The organism is Limnohabitans simekii (SeqCode) (assembly GCF_965234735.1).
Classification (GTDB): domain Bacteria; phylum Pseudomonadota; class Gammaproteobacteria; order Burkholderiales; family Burkholderiaceae_C; genus Limnohabitans; species Limnohabitans simekii.
In genome coordinates, this window is the sequence record NZ_OZ248545.1 from 1 (window position 1) to 25204 (window position 25204).

At 55.3% G+C, this 25204-nt stretch carries 26 protein-coding genes, 1 tRNA gene and 2 pseudogenes; 23 read left to right on the plus strand and 6 right to left on the minus strand.

Translation table 11 applies throughout. The features are described from left to right. Together AC8GFP_RS11965 and AC8GFP_RS11970 are read left to right on the plus strand one after the other, a co-directional pair. Window positions 1-106, plus strand: a 106-nt coding sequence (locus tag AC8GFP_RS11965; RefSeq protein ID WP_506613792.1) for an IS3 family transposase, incomplete at its 5' end; no start/stop codon positions are given. Between the two features lie 39 nt (window positions 107-145). Next, a pseudogene (locus AC8GFP_RS11970) lies at window positions 146-691 on the plus strand (ClpB D2-like domain containing protein); the annotation flags it as partial. Between the two features lie 89 nt (window positions 692-780). Here AC8GFP_RS11970 and AC8GFP_RS11975 read toward each other — a convergent pair. Continuing rightward, window positions 781-1254 (minus strand): SWIB/MDM2 domain-containing protein, encoded by a 474-nt coding sequence (locus tag AC8GFP_RS11975; protein ID WP_506613481.1) that lies wholly within the window; start codon window positions 1252-1254, stop codon window positions 781-783. A gap of 446 nt (window positions 1255-1700) precedes the next feature. Between AC8GFP_RS11975 and aceA the strand changes: the two genes are divergently transcribed. The 13 genes from aceA to AC8GFP_RS12040 all read left to right on the plus strand — a co-directional run bounded on the left by aceA (window position 1701) and on the right by AC8GFP_RS12040 (window position 12508). Next, on the plus strand, window positions 1701-3023 hold the full coding sequence (gene aceA / locus AC8GFP_RS11980) for an isocitrate lyase (RefSeq protein ID WP_506613483.1): 1323 nt from the start codon (window positions 1701-1703) through the stop codon (window positions 3021-3023). 96 nt (window positions 3024-3119) lie between these two features. Further along, window positions 3120-5027: a threonine--tRNA ligase gene (gene thrS / locus AC8GFP_RS11985; protein WP_506613484.1), complete on the plus strand. Its 1908-nt coding sequence runs from the start codon at window positions 3120-3122 to the stop codon at window positions 5025-5027. 63 nt (window positions 5028-5090) lie between these two features. Further along, window positions 5091-5690 carry a translation initiation factor IF-3 gene (infC, locus tag AC8GFP_RS11990; RefSeq protein ID WP_506613794.1) on the plus strand — a complete coding sequence of 200 codons (600 nt, stop codon included), beginning with the start codon at window positions 5091-5093 and terminating at the stop codon, window positions 5688-5690. A gap of 87 nt (window positions 5691-5777) precedes the next feature. Next, window positions 5778-5981: a 50S ribosomal protein L35 gene (gene rpmI / locus AC8GFP_RS11995; protein WP_506613486.1), complete on the plus strand. Its 204-nt coding sequence runs from the start codon at window positions 5778-5780 to the stop codon at window positions 5979-5981. Window positions 5982-6008: 27 nt separating this feature from the next. Then, window positions 6009-6368 carry a 50S ribosomal protein L20 gene (rplT, locus tag AC8GFP_RS12000; protein WP_506613488.1) on the plus strand — a complete coding sequence of 120 codons (360 nt, stop codon included), beginning with the start codon at window positions 6009-6011 and terminating at the stop codon, window positions 6366-6368. 99 nt (window positions 6369-6467) lie between these two features. Next, window positions 6468-7505 carry a phenylalanine--tRNA ligase subunit alpha gene (locus AC8GFP_RS12005; RefSeq protein ID WP_506613490.1) on the plus strand — a complete coding sequence of 346 codons (1038 nt, stop codon included), beginning with the start codon at window positions 6468-6470 and terminating at the stop codon, window positions 7503-7505. An 18-nt stretch (window positions 7506-7523) separates the two neighbouring features. Further along, a complete protein-coding gene (gene pheT / locus AC8GFP_RS12010) occupies window positions 7524-9953 on the plus strand; it encodes a phenylalanine--tRNA ligase subunit beta (RefSeq protein WP_506613492.1) in 2430 nt (809 codons plus the stop codon). Window positions 9954-9965: 12 nt separating this feature from the next. Then, a complete protein-coding gene (locus tag AC8GFP_RS12015; protein ID WP_506613494.1) occupies window positions 9966-10298 on the plus strand; it encodes an integration host factor subunit alpha in 333 nt (110 codons plus the stop codon). A 178-nt stretch (window positions 10299-10476) separates the two neighbouring features. Next, on the plus strand, window positions 10477-10917 hold the full coding sequence (locus tag AC8GFP_RS12020; RefSeq protein ID WP_506613495.1) for a MerR family transcriptional regulator: 441 nt from the start codon (window positions 10477-10479) through the stop codon (window positions 10915-10917). A 34-nt stretch (window positions 10918-10951) separates the two neighbouring features. Continuing rightward, window positions 10952-11028: transfer RNA gene (locus AC8GFP_RS12025), tRNA-Pro, on the plus strand. A 71-nt stretch (window positions 11029-11099) separates the two neighbouring features. Further along, window positions 11100-11480 carry a surface-adhesin E family protein gene (locus tag AC8GFP_RS12030; protein WP_506613496.1) on the plus strand — a complete coding sequence of 127 codons (381 nt, stop codon included), beginning with the start codon at window positions 11100-11102 and terminating at the stop codon, window positions 11478-11480. Window positions 11481-11529: 49 nt separating this feature from the next. Further along, window positions 11530-12066 (plus strand): group I truncated hemoglobin, encoded by a 537-nt coding sequence (locus tag AC8GFP_RS12035; RefSeq protein ID WP_506613498.1) that lies wholly within the window; start codon window positions 11530-11532, stop codon window positions 12064-12066. A 16-nt stretch (window positions 12067-12082) separates the two neighbouring features. Next, the gene (locus AC8GFP_RS12040; RefSeq protein ID WP_506613500.1) at window positions 12083-12508 is read left to right on the plus strand and encodes a tyrosine-type recombinase/integrase; all 426 of its coding nucleotides are present in this window, start codon (window positions 12083-12085) and stop codon (window positions 12506-12508) included. 39 nt (window positions 12509-12547) lie between these two features. Here AC8GFP_RS12040 and AC8GFP_RS12045 read toward each other — a convergent pair whose 3' ends face one another. Next, window positions 12548-12988, minus strand: a complete 441-nt coding sequence (locus tag AC8GFP_RS12045; protein ID WP_506613502.1) for a YbhB/YbcL family Raf kinase inhibitor-like protein — start codon at window positions 12986-12988, stop codon at window positions 12548-12550. 96 nt (window positions 12989-13084) lie between these two features. Here AC8GFP_RS12045 and AC8GFP_RS12050 point away from each other — a divergent pair, with 96 nt between their 5' ends. Genes AC8GFP_RS12050 through AC8GFP_RS12065 form a run of 4 tightly spaced genes read left to right on the plus strand, consistent with a single transcriptional unit; the run spans window position 13085 to window position 17141 of the window. Then, on the plus strand, window positions 13085-14758 hold the full coding sequence (locus tag AC8GFP_RS12050) for a formate--tetrahydrofolate ligase (protein ID WP_506613504.1): 1674 nt from the start codon (window positions 13085-13087) through the stop codon (window positions 14756-14758). 8 nt (window positions 14759-14766) lie between these two features. Further along, window positions 14767-15831, plus strand: coding sequence for a cytochrome-c peroxidase (locus AC8GFP_RS12055; RefSeq protein WP_506613506.1), 1065 nt, complete (start codon window positions 14767-14769; stop codon window positions 15829-15831). 21 nt (window positions 15832-15852) lie between these two features. Further along, window positions 15853-16269, plus strand: a complete 417-nt coding sequence (locus AC8GFP_RS12060) for a surface-adhesin E family protein (protein WP_506613507.1) — start codon at window positions 15853-15855, stop codon at window positions 16267-16269. After that, the gene (locus AC8GFP_RS12065; RefSeq protein ID WP_506613508.1) at window positions 16266-17141 is read left to right on the plus strand and encodes an alpha/beta fold hydrolase; all 876 of its coding nucleotides are present in this window, start codon (window positions 16266-16268) and stop codon (window positions 17139-17141) included. Before AC8GFP_RS12060 ends, AC8GFP_RS12065 begins: the two co-directional genes overlap by 4 nt. Here the strand turns inward: AC8GFP_RS12065 and AC8GFP_RS12070 are convergent, their stop codons facing one another. The 3 genes from AC8GFP_RS12070 to AC8GFP_RS12080 all read right to left on the minus strand — a co-directional run bounded on the left by AC8GFP_RS12070 (window position 17142) and on the right by AC8GFP_RS12080 (window position 20253). Further along, on the minus strand, window positions 17142-17765 hold the full coding sequence (locus AC8GFP_RS12070; protein WP_506613509.1) for a nucleotide-binding protein: 624 nt from the start codon (window positions 17763-17765) through the stop codon (window positions 17142-17144). Window position 17766: 1 nt separating this feature from the next. Continuing rightward, on the minus strand, window positions 17767-18435 hold the full coding sequence (locus tag AC8GFP_RS12075; RefSeq protein ID WP_506613511.1) for a hypothetical protein: 669 nt from the start codon (window positions 18433-18435) through the stop codon (window positions 17767-17769). Between the two features lie 156 nt (window positions 18436-18591). After that, window positions 18592-20253: an L-lactate permease gene (locus AC8GFP_RS12080; protein ID WP_506613513.1), complete on the minus strand. Its 1662-nt coding sequence runs from the start codon at window positions 20251-20253 to the stop codon at window positions 18592-18594. Window positions 20254-20346: 93 nt separating this feature from the next. Here AC8GFP_RS12080 and AC8GFP_RS12085 point away from each other — a divergent pair, with 93 nt between their 5' ends. After that, a complete protein-coding gene (locus tag AC8GFP_RS12085; RefSeq protein ID WP_506613515.1) occupies window positions 20347-21507 on the plus strand; it encodes an acyl-CoA dehydrogenase family protein in 1161 nt (386 codons plus the stop codon). 3 nt (window positions 21508-21510) lie between these two features. Here AC8GFP_RS12085 and AC8GFP_RS12090 read toward each other — a convergent pair whose 3' ends face one another. After that, window positions 21511-22065 carry an NUDIX hydrolase gene (locus AC8GFP_RS12090; RefSeq protein ID WP_506613517.1) on the minus strand — a complete coding sequence of 185 codons (555 nt, stop codon included), beginning with the start codon at window positions 22063-22065 and terminating at the stop codon, window positions 21511-21513. An 82-nt stretch (window positions 22066-22147) separates the two neighbouring features. On the opposite strand from AC8GFP_RS12090, the gene maiA reads away from it, so the two are divergent. From maiA to AC8GFP_RS12105, 3 genes and pseudogenes are all read left to right on the plus strand, one after another. Further along, a complete protein-coding gene (maiA, locus tag AC8GFP_RS12095; protein WP_506613519.1) occupies window positions 22148-22786 on the plus strand; it encodes a maleylacetoacetate isomerase in 639 nt (212 codons plus the stop codon). Then, window positions 22761-23522 (plus strand): peptidoglycan editing factor PgeF, encoded by a 762-nt coding sequence (gene pgeF, locus AC8GFP_RS12100; RefSeq protein ID WP_506613521.1) that lies wholly within the window; start codon window positions 22761-22763, stop codon window positions 23520-23522. Before maiA ends, pgeF begins: the two co-directional genes overlap by 26 nt. Next, window positions 23479-25185 (plus strand): annotated as a pseudogene (locus AC8GFP_RS12105) (PHA/PHB synthase family protein). The gene pgeF and the pseudogene AC8GFP_RS12105 overlap by 44 nt, the downstream one beginning before the upstream one ends. The last annotated feature ends 19 nt before the right edge of the window (window positions 25186-25204 follow it).

Below are 25204 nucleotides of genomic sequence, written 5' to 3' on the forward strand. Positions count from 1 at the left end.
AGATGGATTGCGACAGTACATTCATTACTACAACCACGAGCGCATCAGGAGCAAATTAAAAGGGCTGAGTCCTGTGCAATACAGAACTCAGCCATCTTTGGGTTAACCGCCCGTTTCAACTGTCCAACTAATTGGGGTCAGTTCACCTGATGTGTTCAACATCTTGTTGCAAGTACTGGACGACGGACGCCTGACCGATGGCCAAGGCCGCACGGTGGACTTCAAAAACAGCGTCATCGCCATGACCTCGAACATCGGTTCCAAAATCATCCAGCGCATGGTGGGCCAAGACGCCACCGACATCAAAGACGCGGTGTGGGACGAGTTGAAAAACCATTTCCGACCCGAGTTCTTGAACCGCATCGACGAAACCGTGGTGTTCCATTCGCTGGACGCCCAGCAAATTGAAAAGATTGCCGAGATTCAACTCAAGGTCTTGAGTGATCGCATGGCGCGACTGGACCTGCATTTGGAGGTCAGCACCGCAGCCTTGCATGAGTTGGCCAAGGTGGGCTTTGATCCGATTTTTGGGGCGCGGCCACTTAAGCGGGCGATTCAACAGCGGATTGAAAACCCGCTGTCCAAGCTGCTGCTGGAGGGCAAGTTCATGCCGAACGATCAGATTGCCATTTCGGTGGACCCGATTCGAGCGCCGGGGGAATTCATGTTCACTGCCACGCCCGCCGTTTGACAAGCTGTGTGTTCGCCCTGGCGACCACACAAGTCACTTCAGCATGAAAAAAGGCCGCTTTCGCGGCCTTTTTCACATGTGAGCGTTGATCAACGCAGGTGCTTGCCGATCAGGCTGGCCAACTCAAACATGGTGACTTGCGCTTTGCCAAAGACAGCTTTGAGTTTGTCGTCGGCATTGATGTTGCGCTTGTTGGTTTTGTCTTGCAGGCTGTGTTTCTTGATGTAGACCCACAGTTTGCTGACCACCTCGGTGCGGGGCAGGGGATTGGCACCCACGACTGCGGCCAAAGCGGCGCTAGGTGTCAGAGGCTTCATGAACGCAGCATTGGGCGTGCGCTTTTTAGCTGGTGCTTTCTTGGCGGCTGTTTTCTTCACAGCTGCTTTTTTCGCTGGCGCTTTTTTGGCCGGGGCTTTTTTAGCGACGACTTTTTTTGCGGGCGCTTTTTTAGCGGGTGCTTTTTTAGCCGGTGCTTTTTTGGCTACAACTTTTTTAGCTGCGGCTTTTTTTGCAGGGGCTTTCTTCGGTGCGGTTTTTTTAGCCGCTTTCTTTGCAGTTGCCATTTTTCAATTTCCTTCTAGAAGTGAGTGAAACGCCGCCTTGTTTTTTGTTTTTGTCGGCAACCGCTATCCTAAGGTAGAAAACGCTGTTTTCATAGACAAAATCACGCTTTTCTCCTCTGAAATGTTGTTTTTTTCAGTCCTGCTTCACCGTTGAAAAAAGGTGTTTGAACGATGGTTTGCGTGCAGAACGGCCCCCAATCGCATGAGAAACTTGTTTTCACGATACAAAATTGACTACGTTTCTTAGATCATGGCCTGTGGGTGTATTTCAGCTTGGGTCAAGCACTCAAACCATTGATTTGACGTAACTCATTGATTTATATAGGCATTTTGCAAAGTCGTTCTATTCTTTGAATTTTGCATCAACTCTTATATAAGACATATAATAGGTTTATCAAACGCGGTGCTGGTCACTGGTTTCTTTTCAACACTATTGGAGTCATGTCATGTCTAAATCACCCTTGAGCCGCGAACAGCAAATTGCCGAGCTGGAAAAAGATTGGGCCACCAACCCTCGATGGAAAGGCGTCAAGCGCGGTTACAGCGCCGCCGATGTGGTGCGTTTACGCGGCAGCATGCCCATCGAGCACACCCTGGCCAAACGCGGTGCCGAAAAGCTCTGGGAAAAAGTGAACGGCGGCGCGAAAAAAGGCTATGTGAACGCCTTTGGCGCCATCAGTGCGGGCCAAGCCATGCAGCAAGCCAAAGCCGGTTTGGAAGCCGTGTACCTGTCGGGTTGGCAAGTCGCCGCCGACGGCAACACCTCGGAAACCATGTACCCCGACCAGTCTTTGTACGCCTACGACTCTGTGCCCACCATGGTTCGCCGCATCAACAACACCTTCAAACGCGCCGATGAAATTCAGTGGGGCCGCGGCATCAACCCCGGCGACAAAGAGTTCATCGACTACTTCCTGCCCATCGTCGCCGACGCAGAAGCCGGTTTCGGTGGTGTCTTGAACGCGTTCGAGTTGATGAAAAACATGATCGCTGCTGGTGCGGCTGGCGTGCACTTTGAAGACCAATTGGCGGCGGTGAAAAAATGCGGCCACATGGGCGGCAAAGTGTTGGTGCCAACCCAAGAGGCTTGCGAAAAACTCATCTCGGCTCGTTTCGCTGCTGATGTCATGGGCGTGTCCACCATCGTGTTGGCCCGCACCGACGCGGAAGCAGCCAACCTGTTGACCTCGGACCACGACGCCAACGACAAGCCGTTCCTGACCGGCGAGCGCACCCAAGAAGGTTTCTACCGCGTGAAAAACGGCCTCGAGCAAGCCATCAGCCGTGGCGTGGCCTACGCGCCCTACGCCGATTTGGTGTGGTGCGAAACCGGCGTGCCCGACATTGGCTTTGCCCGTGAATTCGCCCAAGCCGTGTTGGCCGCTTGCCCCGGCAAGCTCTTGTCCTACAACTGCTCGCCCTCCTTCAACTGGAAGAAAAACCTCAACGACAAACAAATCGCTTCGTTCCAAGAAGACTTGTCTGCGTTGGGCTACAAATACCAGTTCATCACCTTGGCAGGCATCCACATCAACTGGTTCAACACCTTCCAATTCGCCCACGCCTATGCCAACGGCGAAGGCATGAAGCACTACGTCAACATGGTGCAAGAGCCCGAGTTCGCAGCCCGCGACAAGGGTTACACCTTCGTGTCGCACCAACAAGAAGTGGGCGCTGGTTACTTCGACGATGTGACCACCGTCATTCAAGGTGGTTCTTCCTCCGTGAAGGCCTTGTCTGGCTCCACCGAAGAAGAACAATTCCATTGAGACCAAGGTGCATGCGGGGCGGCGTAAAATCTGCCCTCAGCGTTTAACCTCTTCATTCCAAGCGCGGCCCATGCCGCGCTTTTTTCATTCAGGCACATGGTTCAGATCACTCTTCCCGACGGTTCGCAACGTGACTACCCAGGCCCCGTGAGCGTGGCCGAGGTGGCCGCCTCGATTGGTGCGGGCTTGGCCAAGGCCGCCTTGGCAGGCCAAGTGGACGGCCAGGTGGTGGACACCAGTTACGTCATCGCCAAACCCGCCAGCTTGTCCATCATCACCGCCAAAGATGCGCAAGGCTTGGAAGTGATTCGCCATTCCACTGCCCACTTGCTGGCCTATGCCGTGAAGGCTTTATTTCCAGAGGCGCAAGTCACCATTGGCCCGGTCATTGAGCACGGTTTTTTCTACGACTTCTCTTATTCGCGTCCGTTCACGCCTGAAGATTTGGAAGCCATTGAAAAGAAAATGACGCAACTGGCCCAACTCGATGAGCCCGTGGTGCGCCGTGTTCTGCCGCGCGACGAAGCGGTGGCGTATTTCAAGGGCCTGGGCGAGCACTACAAAGCCGACATCATCGCCAGCATCCCTGCCAATGAAGACGTTTCTTTGTACCGCGAAGGTGCGTTTGAAGACCTGTGCCGTGGCCCGCACGTGCCCAGCACGGGCAAGCTCAAACACTTCAAGCTGATGAAAGTGGCCGGGGCCTATTGGCGCGGCGACCACCGCAATGAAATGCTGCAACGGATTTACGGCACGGCTTGGGCCAGCAAAGAAGATTTGCAGCAGCACCTGACCATGCTGGAAGAAGCCGAGAAGCGAGACCACCGCAAACTCGGCCGTGAACTCGATTTGTTCCACATCGACGAACATTCCCCCGGCACCGTGTTTTGGCATCCCAAAGGCTGGGTGCTGTGGCAAGAGGTCGAGCAATACATGCGCCGTGTCTACCGCGACAACGGCTACCAAGAAGTCAAAGCGCCGCAAATCTTGGACCAAAGCCTGTGGGAGAAAACCGGGCACTGGGACAAATACCGCGAGAACATGTTTGTCACCGAGTCCGAGAAACGCGACTTCGCCTTGAAGCCGATGAACTGCCCCGGGCACATCATCATCTTCAACCAAGGCATCAAGAGTTACCGCGACTTGCCCTTGCGCTTTGGCGAATTTGGCCAATGCCACCGCAACGAACCCTCGGGCGGCTTGCACGGCATCATGCGTGTGCGGGCCTTCACCCAAGACGATGGCCACATCTTTTGCACCGAAGCGCAAATTCAATCCGAGGTGATTGCCTTCACCACCTTGCTGCAAAAGGTCTACAAAGATTTCGGCTTCACCGACATCATTTACAAGCTGTCCACCCGCCCAGAAAAACGCATTGGCTCCGAAGAAAGCTGGGACCGGGCTGAAAACGCCTTGGCTGAAGGCTTGCGGGCCTCGGGCTGTGACTTCGAATACCTGCCAGGCGAGGGCGCTTTTTACGGCCCCAAGATTGAATACACCTTGAAAGACGCCATTGGCCGTCCTTGGCAATGCGGCACCATCCAGGTGGATCCGAACATGCCCGAGCGGCTGGACGCCGACTACGTGGGCGAAGATGGTGCACGGCACCGGCCCATCATGCTGCACCGGGCCATTGTGGGCAGCTTAGAGCGTTTTATTGGCATTTTGATAGAACAATTCGCCGGGGCGCTGCCAGTTTGGCTCGCGCCGGTGCAGGTCGCGGTGCTCAATATCACCGATTCACAGGCCGATTACGTCACGGATGTGGTTAAAAAACTGAATAATCAAGGGTTTAGAGCGGTCTCAGACCTTAAAAACGAGAAGATCACGTATAAAATACGCGAGCATTCAATGCAGAAGCTGCCATATATCCTGGTCATGGGTGACAAGGAAAAAGCAGCCGGTACCGTCGCAGTGCGCGCCCGAGGCAATGTGGATCTCGGGGTCATGCCACTCGAAGCTTTCTTCCAAAAGTTAGCCTCTGACATTGCCACCAAACAATGATTTGTTTGGCAGCAAGACGGTTTTCCTGCCCTTTGGGGCAGTTGTTTTTTGAAGGATTGAACCATCGCTACTGAATTTCGCGATCGCCGACAACGCGAGGAACGCAAACACCGCCTTAACCGGGAAATCATGGCCCCCGAAGTCCGCGTCAGCGGTCCGAACAATGAAGCCATAGGCGTGCTCAGTCTTGCAGAAGCACTTCGCATGGCGGGTGAGCTGGATGTCGATTTGGTGGAAATTTCCCCAACGGCGGTGCCACCCGTGTGTCGGTTGATGGATTACGGCAAATTCAAGTACCAAGAACAAAAGAAAGCGGCTGAAGCCAAGTCCAAGCAAAAGGTGATCGAGGTCAAGGAAATCAAATTCCGTCCCGGCACCGATGATGGTGACTACAACATCAAACTGCGCAACATCAAGCGCTTTTTGGATGAAGGCGACAAATGCAAAATCACACTGCGCTTTCGGGGTCGTGAGATCACCCACCAAGAAATTGGCATGGCGTTGTTGCAAAGGATTCGGGATGAACTGGCTGACCTGATCGTGGTCGAGCAGTTTCCCAAGTTGGAAGGGCGTCAGATGATCATGATGATCGCGCCAGGCAAGAAAAAACCGGGTAGCGTGGCCAAACCCGTTGCAGATGTTGCGCAAGCAACCCCTGCTTAAAGGCGACGCAACAAAAGTGTCTCGGGGCTAACAAGTCTGCGTCAGGTTCGCAGCGCCTCACGAGCACAAACAAAAAGGAGCATTCACATGCCCAAAATGAAGACCAAGAGCAGCGCCAAAAAGCGCTTTCGCGTTCGTCCAGGCGGCACCGTCAAGCGCGGTCAAGCCTTCAAACGCCACATCCTGACCAAAAAAACCACCAAGAACAAACGTCACTTGCGTGGTTCCGTGGGTGTGCATGAAACCAATATGGGTCACATGGCGCAAATGCTGCCCATGGCTGGCCTGTAATCGTCGGACGAACAAGGAGAAACAAACATGCCTCGCGTAAAACGTGGTGTTACGGCTCGCGCCAGACACAAAAAAGTATTGGCCCTTGCAAAAGGTTTCCGCGGTCGCCGCGGCAATGTCTACCGGATTGCCAAGCAAGCCGTGATGAAAGCGGGGCAATATGCCTACCGCGATCGCCGTGCCAAAAAACGGGTGTTCCGTCAGTTGTGGATTGCGCGTATCAACGCAGCAGCCCGTGAATTCGGCCTCACCTACAGCCAATTTGCCAATGGACTGCGCAAAGCGTCCATCGAAATCGACCGCAAAATGCTGGCCGATTTGGCGGTGCACGACAAAGCAGCCTTTGGCCACATCGTTGATCAAGTCAAGGCGCGTTTAGCAGCTTGATGAGGATTCAGTCACCGTACCCACGGTGAATGGATGGACCCCAAGGGATTGAGGCTTTCACGGCTTCAATCCCTTCTTCATTTGTCACACTGAGACCCTATGAACGACCTTGATTCCTTGGTGACGCAGGCCCAAGATTTGTTTGCCAGTTGCACCACGCCCACTGATTTGGAGAATGCCAAAGCGCAGTACTTGGGCAAGGCCGGACGCATCACCGAGTTCATGAAAGGACTCGCGCAACTCGACATCGAGGCCAAGAAAACCCAAGGCGCGGTCATCAACGCGGCCAAGCAAGCCATCGAGGCAGCGCTGACGCAACGCCGTCAAGCGCTGGCCGACGCAGAACTCGACGCTCAACTCAAGGCCGAGGCCTTGGATGTCAGCTTGCCCAGCACGCTGCGTGCTGCAGGCGGTTTGCATCCTGTCAGCCTGAGCATGGAGCGCATTGAAAATATCTTCACGTCCATGGGTTTTGAAGTGGCCCAAGGCCCCGAAATTGAAACCGACTGGTTCAATTTCACCGCACTCAACACCCCCGAAGACCATCCTGCACGTTCCATGCACGACACCTTCTACATCGAAGGTGGCCATTTGCTGCGCACACACACCAGCCCGATGCAAATTCGCCATGCCATGGCCCATGTGCAGCAATACCAAAGCCGCATCGATGCCGGGCAGGGCATGCCCGAAATTCGCGTCATTGCGCCTGGCCGCACCTACCGTGTGGACAGTGATGCCACCCATTCACCCATGTTTCACCAGTGCGAAGGCTTGTGGATCGGTGAAAACATCAGCTTCAAAGATTTGAAAGTGGTGTTCACCGATTTTTGCAAAACCTTTTTTGAAAACGACGACCTGGTGCTGCGTTTTCGCCCAAGCTTTTTCCCCTTCACCGAGCCCAGCGCCGAAATCGATATCCAATTCCCCAGCGGCCCCTTGGCGGGCCGATGGTTGGAGGTGGCAGGCTCTGGCCAAGTGCATCCCAATGTGGTGAGAAACATGGGCTTGGACCCCGAGCATTACATTGGTTTTGCGTTTGGCATGGGTCCAGATCGACTCACCATGTTGCGTTATGGCGTGAATGATTTGCGCTTGTTCTTCGATGGCGATTTGCGTTTCCTAAGCCAATTTCAATGATGTTCGCAAGGCCTCTTCATGCAGTTTCCTGAATCCTGGTTGCGCGAATTTTGCAACCCACCCATCAACACCCAGCAACTCGCTGACACCTTGACCATGGCGGGTCTGGAGGTGGAAGAGATGCACCCGGTTGCACCGCCTTTCAGCCATGTGGTGGTGGGTGAAATCAAGTCCGCTGAACAACATCCCAATGCCGATCGCTTGCGAGTGTGCCAAGTGGATGTTGGTGCTGCGCAAGCGCTTCAAATTGTGTGCGGTGCCCCGAATGCGCGGGTCGGCATCAAGGTGCCTTGCGCCTTGGTGGGCGCTGCATTGCCACCCGGCGAGGATGGCAAACCGTTTCTCATCAAACTGGGCCAATTGCGTGGCGTGGAAAGCCAAGGCATGTTGTGCTCGGCCAAAGAATTGAAGCTGTCGGACGACAGTGCAGGTCTATTGGAGTTGAATGAGGCAGCGAAAGTGGGTCAAGACATTCGGGTTCACTTGAACCTGGACGACCATTTGTTCACCTTGAAGCTCACTCCCAATTTGGCGCATTGCCTGAGTGTCTATGGCATTGCCCGTGAATTGTCGGCGCTCACAGGTGCCCCCCTCAAAGCCCCAAGTTTCCCCACCGCCACCACCAACACCTCTGACAAATTGGAGGTGAAAGTGGCGGCGCCCGATTTGTGTGGCCGCTTCAGTGGCCGCGTGGTCAAACACGTCAACCCGACAGCCAAAACACCCGATTGGATGGTCGAGCGCTTGGCACGTTGCGGCCAACGCAGTGTCAGTGCCTTGGTGGATATTTCCAACTATGTGATGTTTGAGTTCGGACGCCCATCGCATATTTTTGATCTCGACAAAATCCATGGTGGTTTGGTGGTGCGCTGGGGACAAGCCGGTGAGCAACTCGAATTGCTCAATGGCAACACGGTCACGCTGGACGACAAAGTGGGTGTGATTGCAGACCACCAACAGGTAGAGTCCTTGGCGGGCATCATGGGTGGGCAAGCCACTGCGGTGTCTGATGACACGCAGCACATTTACATCGAGGCCGCTTTCTGGTGGCCGCAAGCCGTGGCCGGGCGTTCACGGCGTTTCAATTTTTCTACCGATGCGGGGCATCGGTTTGAGCGCGGCGTAGACCCAGCCAACACGGTGGAGCACATCGAACACATCACTGCCTTGGTGTTGTCGGTTTGTGGCACAGCAGGTTCTTTGGTGGGTGCCATCGATGATCAACTAATTCAGATGCCTGCTTCGGTGCCCGTGACGTTGCGGGTGGCCCGAGCCAACAAAGTGATTGGCGTGGCCTTGAGCCAGCAAACCATGGCCGATGCTTTGCGTGGCTTGGGCTTGCGTGTTGAAGAGTCTGCTGGCGTCATCACCGTCACGCCACCGTCCTATCGCTTTGACTTGAAAATCGAAGAAGACCTGATCGAGGAAGTGGCCCGCATGGTGGGCTTTGACAAACTGCCCGCCACACCTCCCGTGGCCCCGATCACGCCGAAAGTCTTGCCGGAAAACAAGCGCAACGCTTTTGCCTTGCGCCGTCAGTTGGCCGCTTTGGGCTACCAAGAAACCATCAACTTCAGCTTCGTCGATGCCCAGTGGGAGCACAGCCTCGCAGGCAATGCGAACCCCATCCAATTGCTCAACCCGATTGCCAGTCAGATGAGTGTCATGCGCTCTTCCCTGATCGGCTCTCTGTTGCAAGTGGTGAAATTCAATCTCGATCGCAAAGCGTCGCGGGTGCGCGTGTTTGAAATTGGCCGTGTGTTTCAACGCGACAGCCAAGTGGAAGATTCTTTGCAAACTGTCAAAGGTTTCGCCCAACCCATGCACGTGGCTGGCATGGCCTATGGCCCCGCCCAGACCTTGTCTTGGAACGCCGACCGTGCGCCTGTGGATTTTTATGCGGTGAAAGCCGATGTCTCTGCTTTGTTTGCAGGACAACCGCTCAACTTCGTGGCCGCCGAACACCCCGCCTTGCACCCCGGGCGCACGGCACGCATCGAGTGCAACGGCACTCAAGTGGGTTGGTTGGGCGAGTTGCATCCCAAGTGGCGTCAGCAGTGGGACTTGCCGCAAGCGCCGGTGGTTTTCGAGTTGTCTTTGGACGCTGCATTGACACACCCCGTGCCTGTGGCTCAAGCTGTGCCGCGTTTGCAAGCCGTGGAGCGCGACCTGGCCATCGTGGTCAACGAATCGGTCAGCCACAGCGCCTTGATGCAAGCCTTGTGGTCCGCACCCGTGGACGGATTGCTGCAAGATGCGGTATTGTTTGATGTCTACCGTCCGCAAAAACCAGGTGGTTCGGTGGCCATGGGTGAAAAAAGTTTGGCGGTTCGATTGGTGTTGCAAAGCATCGATGAGGTGAGTCTGACCGAGACGCAGATTGAATCTACCGTGCAAAACATCCTTGCGCATTTGTCCAAGCAGTTGAATGCCAAGTTACGTACCTGAAGGGAATCGATCATGGATTTGTCGTTTGAAAGCATTGAAACCCCCGCCTTGACCAAGGCTCAATTGGCCGAATTGCTGTTCGACCAGATTGGTTTGAACAAGCGCGAGTCCAAGGACATGATCGACGCTTTTTTCGAATTGATTTCTCAAAAATTGGTGGATGGCGAAGACGTGAAAATTTCAGGCTTTGGCAATTTCCAAATCCGTACCAAAGCGCCGCGACCAGGGCGCAACCCGCGCACGGGTCAGCCGATTCCGATTGAGGCACGCAGGGTCGTGACCTTTCACGCCAGCCACAAGTTGAAAGAGCAGATTCAAGAGTCGTTCACGCCAGCGGTCGAGTAAAGAACACTAAGCGTTTCATTTGGCTCTTGGACGGTGGCCTGAGTCAGCCAAGCTTCCAAAAAACCAGTTGCAAGAACGTCATTGACTGCTTTAATTTAGGAATTTTCTGCCGATAAACAACTTTGCGGCTTGAACTTCGTGTAACCTTTGTCTTCCCTTTTTCCGACTGCCCCGATTCATGGAGTCCTCTCTCCCATCCATTCCAGCCAAACGCTACTTCACCATTGGTGAGGTCAGCGACTTGTGTGGCGTCAAGCCCCACGTGCTGCGTTATTGGGAGCAGGAGTTCACGCAACTCAAGCCCATGAAGCGTCGAGGCAATCGACGGTATTACCAGCATCATGAAGTCTTGATGATTCGACGCATCCGTGATCTCTTGTATGAACAGGGGTTCACCATCAGCGGTGCACGCAATAAATTGCAAGAAATTGTTCAACTCGAGCGTGAGAAAAAGCGCGCTGGTGAAGTCATGCTCAGTGGCTTGGATGATTTAGAGGACAACTTGCCCTTGGATGCCAAACTGGAAGCGGTGGTCCAGTCGACCATGGCTGACAATGATGTCAACCAGTTGCAGATGTTGCGGCAGGAATTGTTTGAAATTCGCGGACTCTTGGACTGATTCAGCAGCATGAGACGGCTATAATTCATTTTTTCGGCGTGTAGCGCAGCCTGGTAGCGCACTTGCATGGGGTGCAAGGGGTCGCGAGTTCGAATCCCGCCACGCCGACCATCATCACTCAGGGTTGGTTCTCAAAAGGAACCAACCCTTTTTTTTGTATCTGTCATTTTCAGGGAGGCCCAGTGAAAAAGACCTTTGGCTTGATCCTTTGTTTTCTATCTGCCATGGTGCATGCCGACTGGCGCCTGGTCCATACCGATCCCAACAATTCACAGTTCTTCATTGACCCCAGCAATGTGCGATTGATGGATGGCTATAAACGCGCTTGGATTCTGCACAATTTACCGCAAGCCAATTCTGAAGGAACCCGCTCATTTCGCTCGGTGGAAGAATTTGATTGCGTCGAAAAAGCCGGACGTGTCATGCAAATTTCAGCGTTTGATGGAGAGATGGCTGGGGGGAATTTATTGGCTCGTCGGCACGGTAATGGCCAATGGGTTAAAAACCAAGCGGGGTCTGTGGATCACATGCTGCTAGAGGCAGCCTGTCTTGATCAGCCCTGATCTGTTGTTTTGTGGCGCTCATGATTGAACATTTACCGGGAGTATCTTGATGTCTCAAATGATTTGTATGAAATGCGGTGTGCAGTCAGAAGATGTCAAACCCTCCCGCTGCAGCAAATGTGGCGGCAAAGAATTTTATGAATCCAAAGGGTCTGCTTTTGGAAAAAAACAGAATTCTTCAGTACCTGCAAAACCAGCTGAACAAGCGCCGACCGACAATGTCGAAGACACCATCACATTGTTTGACAAGTACGGCGGTGTCCCCACCGTTGCCAAGTTGGTGCGTGGCTTTCACCAGGAAATCATGCGCCGTCCTCACCTTGCCGCTTACTTTCAAGGCATTGACATGGCGCATTTGGCTGAACATACTGTCAAGTACATTGCCTATGTGATGGGGAAACCGGCGGAGGTTTATACCGGCAGAGACATGTACACCGCTCATGCCAAATTCCACATCCACGGCATTCATTTTGATGAAGTGGCTGATGTGTTGAAAGATATTTTGAATTCTGCTGGGGTGGCAAAGCCAGATGTGGCCATCATCATGCAGCGGATTGAACGCCTGCGTGAAATGATTGTTGTTTGATGTAAAAGGTGAATTGATGGGCCACGTGAACTCTCCAAGCCACTCTTTCAATGAACTCGCATTGCGCTACGTGGCTTGTCAAGCTTCAGTTTTGTCGTCATCCCAATTGAACCAACGGCTTGACCATTTGAGCCAGCATGCCATGGTTTTTTTTGGCGCGATGAACATGGCTGACATCACGCCTGCACATGTCCAAAAATTCATTTACCACCTTGAAATGCAAGGGCTCAAGCCCTCGGCGATTCAAGCTTGTTTGGTTTCATTCCGAGCATGTATGAAATTTGCAATTGAACAAAAATGGCCTGTAGCGCAGCAATTGTGCAGGCCTTTGATCTTCAAACAGGATGAACCCCTCAGCGATGGGCCGCACCTCAGTGCCGATGAGTTCAATTCCCTTTACCAAGATTTGGTGCAGGACATGACCAAAGATTTGTACCACTGAACTTCTGACGGTCAGCCTCTTTCCAACCATGCCCGGTTATCAAGGGCTGCCAATTACCCCTTGAAGGATGACAAATTTCCCTGAAAACGGGGCCTTGTGTGACCCTTTAGACAGGGCTTGTTTGTTTGCGTTCAAAGCGGTGACTTTGATTTCATACTCATGACCCAAGGTGGTGAAATTGTCTGGGCATGGGCCAACGTATTTGTCCAGGGCGCCAGCGGGAATCGCGTAGTCCGAGGGAAAACCGGCTTCAAGTGTGACCATGCCGCCACCTCCGCCGTGCGCAGGATTGTTGCTGTCCAGGTCCGTCATCACAACCTCCAAGGACGTGGTGCCCGCTGGAATGTTCTTCACCTTGATCACGGGTGAATTTGTATTGCAGTGGTGGGCGATTTGCCAGCGAAACTCAACCCCCAGATTGGACTGAGCCCAAGCCGCGCCCGCTGCCCAGCACACCACCAAAGTCGCTATCCATTTCATACCCATCTCCTGCTTGATTCAGCCCAATATTACGACCTGCAGGGCCGATGTGCCTGTCGTAAACTCTCAACGCCATCAATTTTTATTAGGATCATCATGCGCAGTGACATCGACATCGCCCAGGCCGCATCCCTTGAGCGCATTCCCGATTTGGTTCAAAAGAACCTGGGTATCGCGGATGACCATCTTTATGCCTATGGACACCATAAGGCCAAACTGTCCTTGAAGCACATTGCTTCTTTGCCCCCCAAAAAAGACAGCAAGTTGATTTTGGTCACGGCCATTTCGCCCACGCCTGCTGGCGAGGGCAAGACCACCACCACCGTGGGCTTGGGCGACGCCCTGTGCAAGATTGGCAAAAAAAGCCTGATCTGCTTGCGAGAGCCCTCTTTGGGTCCGGTGTTTGGCATGAAGGGCGGAGCCACCGGCGGCGGCATGGCCCAGGTGGTGCCCATGGAGGACATCAACCTGCATTTCACCGGCGACTTCGGCGCCATTGCGCTGGCTCACAACCTGTTGTCGGCCATGCTGGACAACCACATTCACCATGGCAACACCCTGAAGATCGACACCCGACGCATTGTTTGGAAACGGGTCATCGACATGAACGACCGCGCCTTGCGCCAATTGGTGGTGGGGCTGGGCGGCACCGCCAACAGCGTGCCACGCGAGGACGGTTTTGACATTGTGGTGGCCTCCGAGGTGATGGCGATTTTCTGTTTGGCCACCAGCTTGGCTGATTTGAAACAACGCTTGGGTCGCATCGTGGTGGCCTACAACACCGAGGGTGCGCCTGTTCTGGCGTCCGACTTGCAAGCCCATGGGGCCATGACTGCGTTGTTGAAAGACGCGATGGCGCCCAATATTGCGCAAACCTTGGAAAACAATCTTGCGTTCATTCACGGCGGTCCGTTTGCCAACATCGCCCACGGTTGCAACTCGGTCATCGCCACCCAAACGGCCATGAAATTGGCCGACTATGTGGTCACCGAAGCTGGTTTTGGTGCTGATTTGGGCGCCGAAAAATTCATCGACATCAAGTGCCGCAAAGCCGGCTTGACGCCCTCAGCTGTGGTGTTGGTGGCCACGGTGCGGGCTTTGAAATACCACGGTGGCGTGCCTGTCAAAGAGTTGGGCACGGAGAACTTGCAGGCCCTTGAAAAAGGCATGGTCAATTTGGAACGGCATCTGAAAAACATCCGTGTCCATTACGGCTTGCCCTGTGTGGTGGCCATCAACCACCGCACCGAAGACACCGCGGCTGAAGTGGCATTGTTGGAAAAAACCTGTGCCGCTTATGGCGCACAAGTGGTGGTGGCCAAGCACTGGGCCCATGGCGGCGCAGGCGCTGAAGAGCTGGCCCACGCGGTGGTGAAGTTGTGCGCACAAGCCAATGAATTCAAGTTTGTTTACCAAGACAAAGACAGCTTGTGGGAGAAAGTCCAAACCATTGCCCGCAACATTTACGGCGCCAAGGACATTTCTGCCGACGCCAAGATTCGCGGCCAAATTGACAAGCTGCAAGAGCAGGGCTATGGCCACTACCCGGTGTGCATTGCCAAAACCCAGTATTCCTTCTCCACCGACCCCAAGCTGTTGGGGGCACCTGAAGGCCATACCTTGAACATCCGTGAGGTCAGGCTGGCCGCAGGTGCCGAGTTCATCGTCGTGGTGTGTGGCGATGTGATGACCATGCCAGGCCTGCCCAAAGTGCCTTCTGCCCATGCGATTGACGTGGACGATCATGGCAACATCGTGGGCCTTTTCTGAAAGACATCATGCAAGCTTCTCGCTCTGTTTTTCGCAAACTGCTGCTGACCGCCTTGGTCTCTGGGCTGCTGGCAGCCGTGTTGCCCTTGGGGGCGGCTGATGGGGATCAAGCCCTGTTGGACAAGGCCAAAGCCTTGTTCAAACCACTGCCTGCTTCGTCGGCTTTGGCCGACAGCACACCGCAACGTGTGGCGCTTGGCAAGGCCTTGTTTTTTGAAACCCGCGTGTCCAATGATGGACGGCTTGGGTGTGCCACCTGTCACAACCCAGCGTTTTATGGTGCTGACGCCCTGGCCCTCTCGGTGGGTGTGAATGGCAAGGTGCTGCCGCGCAATGCGTCCACCGTGTTCAACACCTCCTTGCTGATCTCCCAGCATTTCGGCGGCAACCGAGCCACTGTGGAAGAACAAGCGGTGAAGGCCTTGCTGAGTCCTTTGGCGTATGGCAACACCAGCTACGAGCAGGTGGAAAAAAAGTTGCAAGTGCTGGGCTACCAAAGCTGGTTTGAAAAAGCGTTCGCCGGGGAAGCCAAACCACTGAGCGCAGACAACTGGGGCAAGGCCATTGGCGCTTACGAGCGCACTTTGTTGACGCCTGCTCCCTTTGACCGCTTTTTGAAGGGCGATACCCAGGCCTTGTCGCCTCAGGCCAAGCTGGGCTTGAACAAATTCATCGACACCGGTTGTGCCGCTTGTCACAGCGGCGTGTCCGTGGGTGGGCAGATGTACCAAAAATTTGGCATCACTCAAGACTACTGGTTGGCTACAGGCAGCACGGAAAAAGAAGCCTTCAAGGGCTATGACAAAGGCCGTTTCCACGACACCAAAAACGAGGCCGATGCTTTCATCTTCAAGGTGCCTCAGTTGCGCAACGTGGCGGTCACGCCGCCGTATTTTCACGATGGCTCGGTGGCCAGCTTGCCGCAAGCCGTGCGCGTCATGGCGCAGTTGCAACTCGGCAAACAACTCCCTGAAGAAGACGTGGCCCACATCGTCAGCTTCCTGGAGAGCCTGAGCGGCGAGGTGCCCGCAGACTTTGCCAAAGCGCCGGTGCTGCCTGTGGCACCCCACTGATCGCTTGCAGTTGTTCAAGTTGTGAGCCACTTACCACCACGCATTGGCAAAGGGCTGTTGCTGTTGGTACTGGGTCTGTTCGCCGGGCCCGCCTTGGCGGGCTGGACCTATCTGGGCAATCTGGATGGCGACACGGTGATGTACGACAAAACCACCCTGGTTCAAACCAAGCGCAATGCCACGATTTGGATGTTGACCAATTACAGCAACATGACGATTCAAGATGTGTTGTCGGTGTCCAAGTGGCTTGAATTCGATTGCGACAAAAACAAATACCGTTTGCTTGCGGTGTATGGCTATGAAGGCCAAATGCAAACCGGTGCCCGCCTCATCTTCAACCCCAACCCCTCCGAATGGGGACCGGTGCCACAAGGTTCGATCATTCAAACCATTCGCAACTTCGCCTGTTTGCGCTACCCCTTGCTGCCCAAACGATGAATTTCACAGAAACTCCGCTGCTGCGCATTGGCTACAAAGAATGGAACCCTGAAGGGACACGCACCATCGTGCTGGCCCACGGTTGGCCCGACAGCTTGCGCTGCTGGCACGAGGTGGCACCTTTGCTGGTGGATGCAGGCTACCGGGTGATTGCACCCGCTTTGCGCGGTTTTTTGCCCACCACGTTTTTGAGCGATGACACGCCTCGCACCGGGCAACTTGCCGCCTTGGGTCGGGACATGGTGGATTTTGTGCAGGCGCTGCAACTCGATCAGCCTGTGTTGGTAGGCCATGACTGGGGTGCGCGTGCCGTGGCCAATGCCTGTGGCTTGCAGCCCGGCATCGCCAGCCACATGGTGCTGTTGTCGGTGGGCTATGGCACGAACGACCCCAAGCAAGCTCTCAGCATCGAACAAAGCCATTTGTACTGGTACCACTGGTTCATGGCCACCGAGCGTGGCATGCAAACCGTGCGCGAAGAGGGCAAAGCCTTCGCCCAACACATGTGGGACCACTGGGCCCCCAGCGGTTGGTACTTGCCCAACGAGTTTGATCAAACCGCCATGGCCTTTAACAACCCCGATTGGGCGGCGGTGGTGCTGCATTCCTACCAGCACCGTTGGGGCCATGCAGCGGGTGACCCGTATTACGACCAAGATGAAGCCCAGCTGCAACCTGCGCCAGTCATCAGCATTCCCTCATTGGTATTGCACGGGGCCTTGGATGGTGCGAGTTTGCCAGCCACCTCGGCCAACAAAGCGCAGTTTTTCAGCGGACGTTATGAACGCCAGGTGATGCCGGGTGTGGGGCACTTTCCGCAGCGTGAAGCCCCCGCCAAGGTGGCTGCAGCCATTTTGAAATTCATCGCCTGATCAGCTCTCCAGCCAATCGATGATGGGCTGCCATTGCAGCAGGTCTTTCTCGATTTTGCTGGGCGACAAGTCGAACAAACTCAAGCCATGTGCCGCCATGTGAAGGTAGTACTGGGTGTCGCGCAAAAAGCTGATGATGGGCAGGTCGAGGGTGGCCATGAATTCACGCAACTTGTTGGCCGCGATGGTGCGCTCATCGACCCGCATGCCGACGATGCCCACTTTGGTTTTCGTGCCCCGCGTTACTTCTCTTAATTGCGTGATGAAGGCTTGGGCGGCGTACATGTCAAAGATGCTGGGCATGATGGGAATCATCACCCGGTCTGCCCGCGACACCACCTCTTTGAAGCGCCATCCGCCCAAGCCGCCGGGGGTGTCGATCACCACATGCGTGGTGCCGCGCGGTGGCTTGGCCGTCAGCACCAAATCGGCTTGCAATTCCCAGGTGGCGATCGGGCGCACCGTGTCGGGGCGCAAATCCAGCCAGAGCTTGGAGGACTGCTGTACATCGGCGTCGCCCAGCATGACCGCATGGCCTTTGGAGGCGAAATACCCTGCCACGTTGGTGGACAGGGTGGATTTACCGGCCCCGCCTTTGGGGTTGGCGACAACAATCACAGGCATATCAAGACAGTTCCCAGCCTTTGCCGCTTCTACAGTGGGTCAGCGCTTGGTTGAGCAAGGCTTGCCCCGATTGCTTGCCGGCGATGGTGTACAGATAATTTTGCAATGGCATCATATCCACCGAGCGGGCACAGTCCAAGCCTTGGCCTTTGTCGCCGTTGAAATGCAACACCACCCGGCCATTGGCCTGCACCCGTTTGCGCTGTGCGCCCAAAAAGGCCAGTGCACAGGCAGATTCGCAAATTTGCCCTTCGGTGATGATGACTTCCACCCCTTTGCTTTGGAACCACATGCCCAATTGTGTGCCCAACATCAACTCGCCTTGCGCAGAGTTCAAGTAAACCGGCGTGCTGACGCGGCGACCGTCTTTGCGGATACAAGGGGTTTGTTGTTGCAGCATGCTGTTCAAGGTGGGCAGGCTGTTGGCGCTGATGGTCCCTGAAAATTCAACAATATCCAGCGAACCCGACAAACAGTCTGGGTACTTGACTTGTGCTTGACGCGCCTCAAAGTCTTCGCCTTGAACCACATTCAGCACGCGAACATTCACTGCGGGGTAACCATAGGTGTTGGAGCCCAGCACCACATGGTGCAGATCAGGCGCTGGTGTGGCGCACCCAACCAGCGTCAGAAGCAACAAAAAAGTCAAGCGCAAAGGCAGGGCGTTCATGGGAAACCTCAAAGTAGACAAACAGCGATCGATCCTTAGAGGGTCGGCCCCAGACATTCAAACTTGAGCTGGGCAAAAAAAACCGCCCCGAAGGGCGGTTTGTTGAGCTGTGCCACAAAACCGCCCTGAAGGGCGGTTTGGCAGCATGAGCTGTGATCAGTGAACCACCATCAAGGTGAAGGGGAACACATAGGCTTGCAAGGTCACCAAGATGCCCACCAAACAGGCCAAGGCGATCGAATGGAAGAACACATAGCGCAGGATGTCGCCTTCATGGTTGAACCAACGCGTGGCCGTGGAAGCCACAACGATGGACTGGGCGTCAATCATTTTGCCCATCACACCACCCGAGCTGTTGGCCGCACCCATCAGGTTGGGCGACAGGCCCAATTGTTCGGCAGCCACTTTTTGCATGCCACCAAACAACACGTTGGATGCCGTGTCAGAACCGGTGAGGGCCACGCCCAGCCAGCCCATCAAGGTGCCGAAGAAGGGATAGAACACACCGGTGTTGGCGAAGGCCAGACCCAAGGTGGTGTCGGTGCCCGAATAACGTGTCAGGTAACCCAGACCCAACATCAACACAATGGTGAGCAAGGAATAGCGAACCAACCACAGTGTCGAGAAGAAAATACGGATCATGTTGATCGGGTTGTATTTCATCACCAAGCCACCAACGATGGCCGACAACAAAATGCCGGTGCCGGTGGAAGACAACAGGTTCAAGGTGTAGATGGCGCTTTCTGTTTTGGGCGTGGGCACCACAGGCGGCATTTTCTCAATCAGGTTGTGCAAACCTTCCATGGGGAATTGCGGCGCAAAAATAGTGTTCAGATAGGCCTTCACGGACGGCAGGCCCCAAATGAAGATGAACACCGTGAGGATGGCCCAAGGGGTCCAGGCACGAATGACGGCTTCGCGTGAATGGACGGTGAGAGCACGCGGCGCTTGCGCCTCTCCACCAGTGGTTTCATGGCCTTTCAAAGACACCGAGGTCCAAATGGTTTTGGGCTGCCAGTAGCGCAAGAAGGTGACCAAGCTGGCCATGCTGACGACAGACGCGATGATGTCGACCAACTCGGGGCCGATGTAGTTGGAGACCAAGAATTGCATGATGGCAAAACTCAAACCCGTGACCAAGATGGCGGGCCAAATGTCCCACATGGCGCGGCGTCCGGCAAAAGCCCAGATCAACCAAAAAGGCACCAACAAGGAGAAGAAGGGCAACTGGCGACCAACCATCATGGAGACTTCCATGGCGTCATAGCCGTGCACTTTGGCCAAGGTGATGATGGGGGTGCCCAAGGCGCCGAAGGCCACAGGCGCGGTGTTGGCAATCAGTGACAAACCAGAGGCTGCCAAAGGTGAAAAGCCCAGGCCAATGAGGATGGCGGCGGTCACGGCCACAGGGGTACCGAAACCAGCAGCACCTTCAAAGAAAGCACCAAAGGCGAAAGCAATCAACAACAATTGCAAGCGACGGTCTTCAGTGATGCCTGCAATCGAGTCTTGCAACACCTTGAAGCTGCCGTTTTGCTCGGTGAGTTGATGCAAGAAGATGATGTTGAGCACGATCCAGCCGATGGGCAACAAGCCCGTCAGGCCGCCGTACAAGGCAGCATTGGCCGCCATTTCGCTGGGCATGCCATAAACCACAATAGCGATCACCAAAGCGGCCACCAAACCTGCACCCGCGGCGATATGCGCTTTCAAATGGAAGAAACCCAAACCTGCCAACATGACCACCACAGGCACCGAGGCCAACAGGGTGGATAGAAACATATTGCCCAAGGGGTCGTATATTTGTTGCCATACCATGCGAATATCTCCGAGACGAAAAATAGAAAATTATAGAAACACCTCTTAAAGGGTAAACCCGAGCATTCACTTTCATCTATCAAGGTTTTTTTCATGATTCAACGCACGCTCTTTTCAGCCGAACACGATGCCTTTCGCGACAGTTTCAAGCGCTTCATGCAAGCCGAAATCGCGCCCTACCATGCCCAGTGGGAAGAACAAGGGTATGTAGACAAAAGTGTTTGGAACAAAGCGGGCGCTTTGGGCTTCTTGTGCATGAGCCTGCCTGAAGCCTATGGCGGCGCGGATGCCGACAAATTGTTTTCCATCATTCAAATGGAAGAACTGAGTGCCGCTGGTTTTTCAGGCATTGGTTATGGCTTGCATTCTGAAATCGTGGCGCCCTATTTGATGCATTACGGCACGGATGCGCAAAAAACCAAGTACTTGCCCAAGCTGGCCACGGGCGAGATGGTGGGTGCGATCGCCATGACCGAACCGGCTGCGGGCAGTGATTTGCAAGGGATCAAAAGCACGGCGATGCAACAAGCCGATGGCAGCTTTGTGCTGAACGGCAGCAAAACCTACATCACCAACGGCTGGCATTCCGACTTGGTGATTGTGGTGGCCAAAACCAACCCCAGCGCGGGGGCCAAGGGCACCAGCTTGTTGTTGGTCGAGCAAGGCATGGCCGGTTTCACCAAGGGCAAGCCACTGAACAAACTAGGGCTTCGTGCCCAAGACACCTGCGAATTGTTTTTCGACAACGTGAAAGTGCCCGCCGACAACCTGCTGGGCGGCCCCGACTTTTTGAACAAGGGCTTCATCGGTTTGATGGAGCAACTGCCTTGGGAGCGTTTGCAAATCGCCATTGGCGCGGTGGCGGCTTCGCAAGCGGCCATCGGCTGGACCATGGACTTTGTGAAGCAACGCCAAGTGTTTGGCCAAGCGGTGGCGGCTTATCAAAACACCCGCTTCAAATTGGCGGAGATGCAAACCGAGGTGCAAATCGCCCAAGTGTTTGTCGACAAATGCACCGAGTTGCTGCTCAAAGACGAGCTTGATACGGCGACCGCCAGCATGGCGAAATACTGGTGCTCCGATTTGCAATGCAAGGTGATGGACGAATGCGTGCAGTTGCACGGCGGCAGCGGCTACATGTGGGAATATCCCATCACTCGCGCCTATGCGGATGCACGGGTGCAGCGCATTTATGGCGGCACCAACGAGATCATGAAAGAGGTCATCACCCGCAGCATGGGCCTGGGCAAGTAAGGCTCAGCTGATGACCAGGGTGTGAAAACCGAATTCTCCTTGGGCGCGGTCGGCAAAGTAGCTGCGCAAGGTTTCTTTCACGGTCCTGAAGGCCAGGTCGTCCCAAGGAATTTCGGCTTCTGAAAACAAACGCGCTTCCATGGTTTCATGGCCAGGGTTCAAGGCCTCGCTTTGCATGGCGGCGCGAAAGAAAAAATGCACCTGGCCGACACGTGGCACATCCAGCACCGTGAACAAAGCTTGCATTTCAATGTCGGCACCGGCTTCTTCATCGGTTTCACGGGCCGCGCCTTCGGCCAAGGTTTCGTGCAATTCCATGAAGCCTGCGGGCAAGGTCCAAAAGCCTTTGCGCGGTTCGATGTTGCGCTTGCACAGCAACACCTTGTCGCCCCACACTGGAATGGTGCCCACCACGTTCAAGGGATTTTCATAGTGCACCGTGTTGCACGCTGGGCATACCGCACGTTGGCGTGTGTCCCCGTCGTCAGGCAATCGACGCACCACAGCGGTGCCGCAGTTTTTGCAATGTTTGATCGCGCTGGACCAGGCGTTCGTCATGTGGATGCTTTCGGGCTAGGAGGGCAGGCCACGAGTTTAGGCGAGGCCTGCGCTGGGTGTGCGCCTTGGTATCCTAGGCCCTATGAAACTCTACAACTACTTCCGTTCTTCTGCGTCTTTTCGGGTGCGGATTGCGCTGGCCCTCAAAGGCTTGCCTTACGAGTACCACGCGGTGCATTTGGCCAAAGGCGAGCAATTGCTTGACGACTTCACCCAACTCAACAGCGACGCCTTGGTGCCCATGTTGGAAATTGACGGCCTGCGCCTGACGCAATCCATGGCCATCATGGAGTATTTGGATGAAACCCATCCCACGCCAGCGCTGCTGCCCCAAGACGCCGCTGGCCGGGCCCGTGTGCGGGCCTTGTCCCAAGCGATTGCCTGTGAGATTCACCCGATCAACAACTTGCGCATCTTGAAGTACCTGAGCGGCACCCTGAAGCTGGACGAGGACACGAAAAACACCTGGTACCGCCATTGGGTCAGCCTTGGCCTGCAAGCCTTTGAAAAGCAGTTGGCGCATTCACCCGCCGGTGCGTTTTGCCATGGTGACACCCCCGGCATGGCCGACTGCGTGTTGGTGCCGCAAATTTTCAACGCCAAACGTTTCAATGTGGAACTCGGTGGCTTCAAGCGCACCATGGCGGTGTTCGAGGCCTGCATGGCCTTGCCCGCGTTTCAACAAGCCCAGCCCAGTGCCTGCCCCGACTTTGAGCCCTGAAAGCCTGCCACGTTTGCCCGACTGGCCGGGCGTCCGTGCGTTTTGCAGCACCCGCGCGGGCGGCGTCTCCAAGCCACCGTTTGACAGCCTGAACCTGGGGCTGCATGTGGGTGACGCCGCCGAAGATGTGGTTGAGAACCGCCAACGCTTGGCGCAAGCCTGGGGCGCCAAGCCGGTGTTTTTGAACCAGGTGCATGGCACGGCACTGGTTCGATTGGACGACCACAGCCCAGACATGCAAGAGGCCGATGCCTGTTGGACCCAGCAGCCCGGTGTCGCCTGCACCATCATGGTGGCCGATTGCTTGCCCGTGTTGTTCTACCAAGCACAAGCGCGGGTGGTGGCCGCCGCCCACGCTGGTTGGCGCGGTCTGGCAGCCGGTGTGTTGGAACACACCTTGCATGCTTTGTCAGACTTCGGCGCACCTGGCTCTTGGCGGGTGTGGCTGGGCCCGTGCATTGGTCCTCAGGTCTTCGAGGTGGGTGAGGATGTGCGTGCCGCGTTCGTGCGCCAAGCCCCAGCGGACGGGGCTTTCAAGCCCTTGGCGCAGCCGGGCAAGTACCTGGCGGATTTGCCAGCCCTGGCACGGCAGCGCTTGCACCAAACAGGTGTTGTGCATCTCGAAGGCAATGACAGTTCACCAGATTGGTGCACCTTCAGCCAAGCGCAGCTGTATTTTTCGCACAGACGCGATGGCCGCAGTGGTCGATTTGCAGCGGGTATCGCGCTGGCTTGAGCCCTGTCAGGGGTTTGTAGGGGTGGCGCAATCTAATACGGCGCATAAGATGGGTTCACAACCCCCCAACAAGCCCATGACGTCAATTCCCGCCATTCAAATACCGCCCGAGACATTGACCGAATTGCAGGCGCAATACGCGCAAGAACTGCAAGCGCTTTGGCTGCAAGGTTTGAACGCCAGCGCCCCCTTGAAAGACCGACGTTTTGCGGCCCCTGCTTGGCAAGAAAACCCCTTGGCCGGGTTCAACGCCGCGCTGTATTTGCTCAATGCCCGCACCCTGATGGCCTTGGCTGAGAAGGTCGATACCGACGAAAAAACCCGGGCTCGCATTCAGTTTGCGGTCGAGCAATGGGTGGCCGCCACATCCCCCAGCAACTTCATGGCGCTCAACGCGGATGCGCAGAAAAAAGCACTCGACACCCAAGGCGAGAGCATCAAGCAAGGCATTCAAAACATGTTGCACGACATGCGACAAGGCCATGTGTCGATGACCGATGAAAGCCTGTTCGAGGTGGGCAAAAACGTGGCCACCACCGAAGGTGCGGTGGTGTTTGAAAACGAGTTGTTCCAACTCATCGAATACAAGCCGCTCACTGCCAAGGTGTATCAGCGCCCATTTTTGCTGGTGCCGCCTTGCATCAACAAGTTTTACATCCTCGATTTGCAGCCCACCAATTCTTTGGTGCGCTATGCCGTGTCGCAAGGCCACCGCACCTTTGTGGTGAGTTGGCGCAACCCGGACGAATCCATGTCGCACACCACCTGGGATGACTATGTCGAGCGCGGTGTCATGCAAGCCATCGAGGTGGCGCGACAAATTGGCAACATGCCGCAAATCAACGCCCTGGGTTTTTGCGTTGGGGGCACCTTGCTCACCTCCGCGCTGGCGGTGTTGGCGGCGCGTGGGCAAGACCCGGTGGCCAGTGCCACCTTGCTCACCACCTTTGTCGATTTCTCTTAGGCTGGGGTTTTGGATGTGTTCATCGACGAAGCCTTTGTGAAGTTCCGTGAAGCCCAGTTTTCCGAGGGCGGCTTGATGGCCGGTCGGGACATGGCCTCCACCTTCAGTTTCTTGCGCCCGAACGACTTGGTCTGGAACTACGTGGTGGGCAACTACTTGAAGGGTGAAACACCGCCGCCTTTCGATTTGCTTTACTGGAACAGCGACTCCACCAACTTGCCCGGCCCCATGTACGCCTGGTATTTGCGCAACACCTATTTGGAAAACAACTTCATCAAGCCGGGCAAGGCCACGGTGTGCGGCGAACAGATTGATTTGCGCAAAGTTGATTTGCCGGTCTACATCTATGGTTCGCGCGAAGACCACATCGTGCCCATTGGCGGCGCTTATGCGTCCACCCAGGTGCTGCCGGGCCCCAAGCGTTTTGTGATGGGTGCGTCGGGGCACATCGCTGGTGTCATCAACCCGCCCACGGCCAACAAACGCTGCCATTGGATGCGCTCTGACAGCAGCTTTCCCAAGACCATCGATGGCTGGTTGTCCAAAGCCAAAGAGCACCCCGGCAGCTGGTGGACCGATTGGTCGTCTTGGCTGAAAAAACACGCAGGGCAGCAAGTGGCTGCGCCGAAAACCTATGGACGCGGCAAGATCAAAGCCATCGAAGCTGCACCTGGTCGCTATGTTCAACAACGCGCCTGATCCCGATTCAAATCAACCA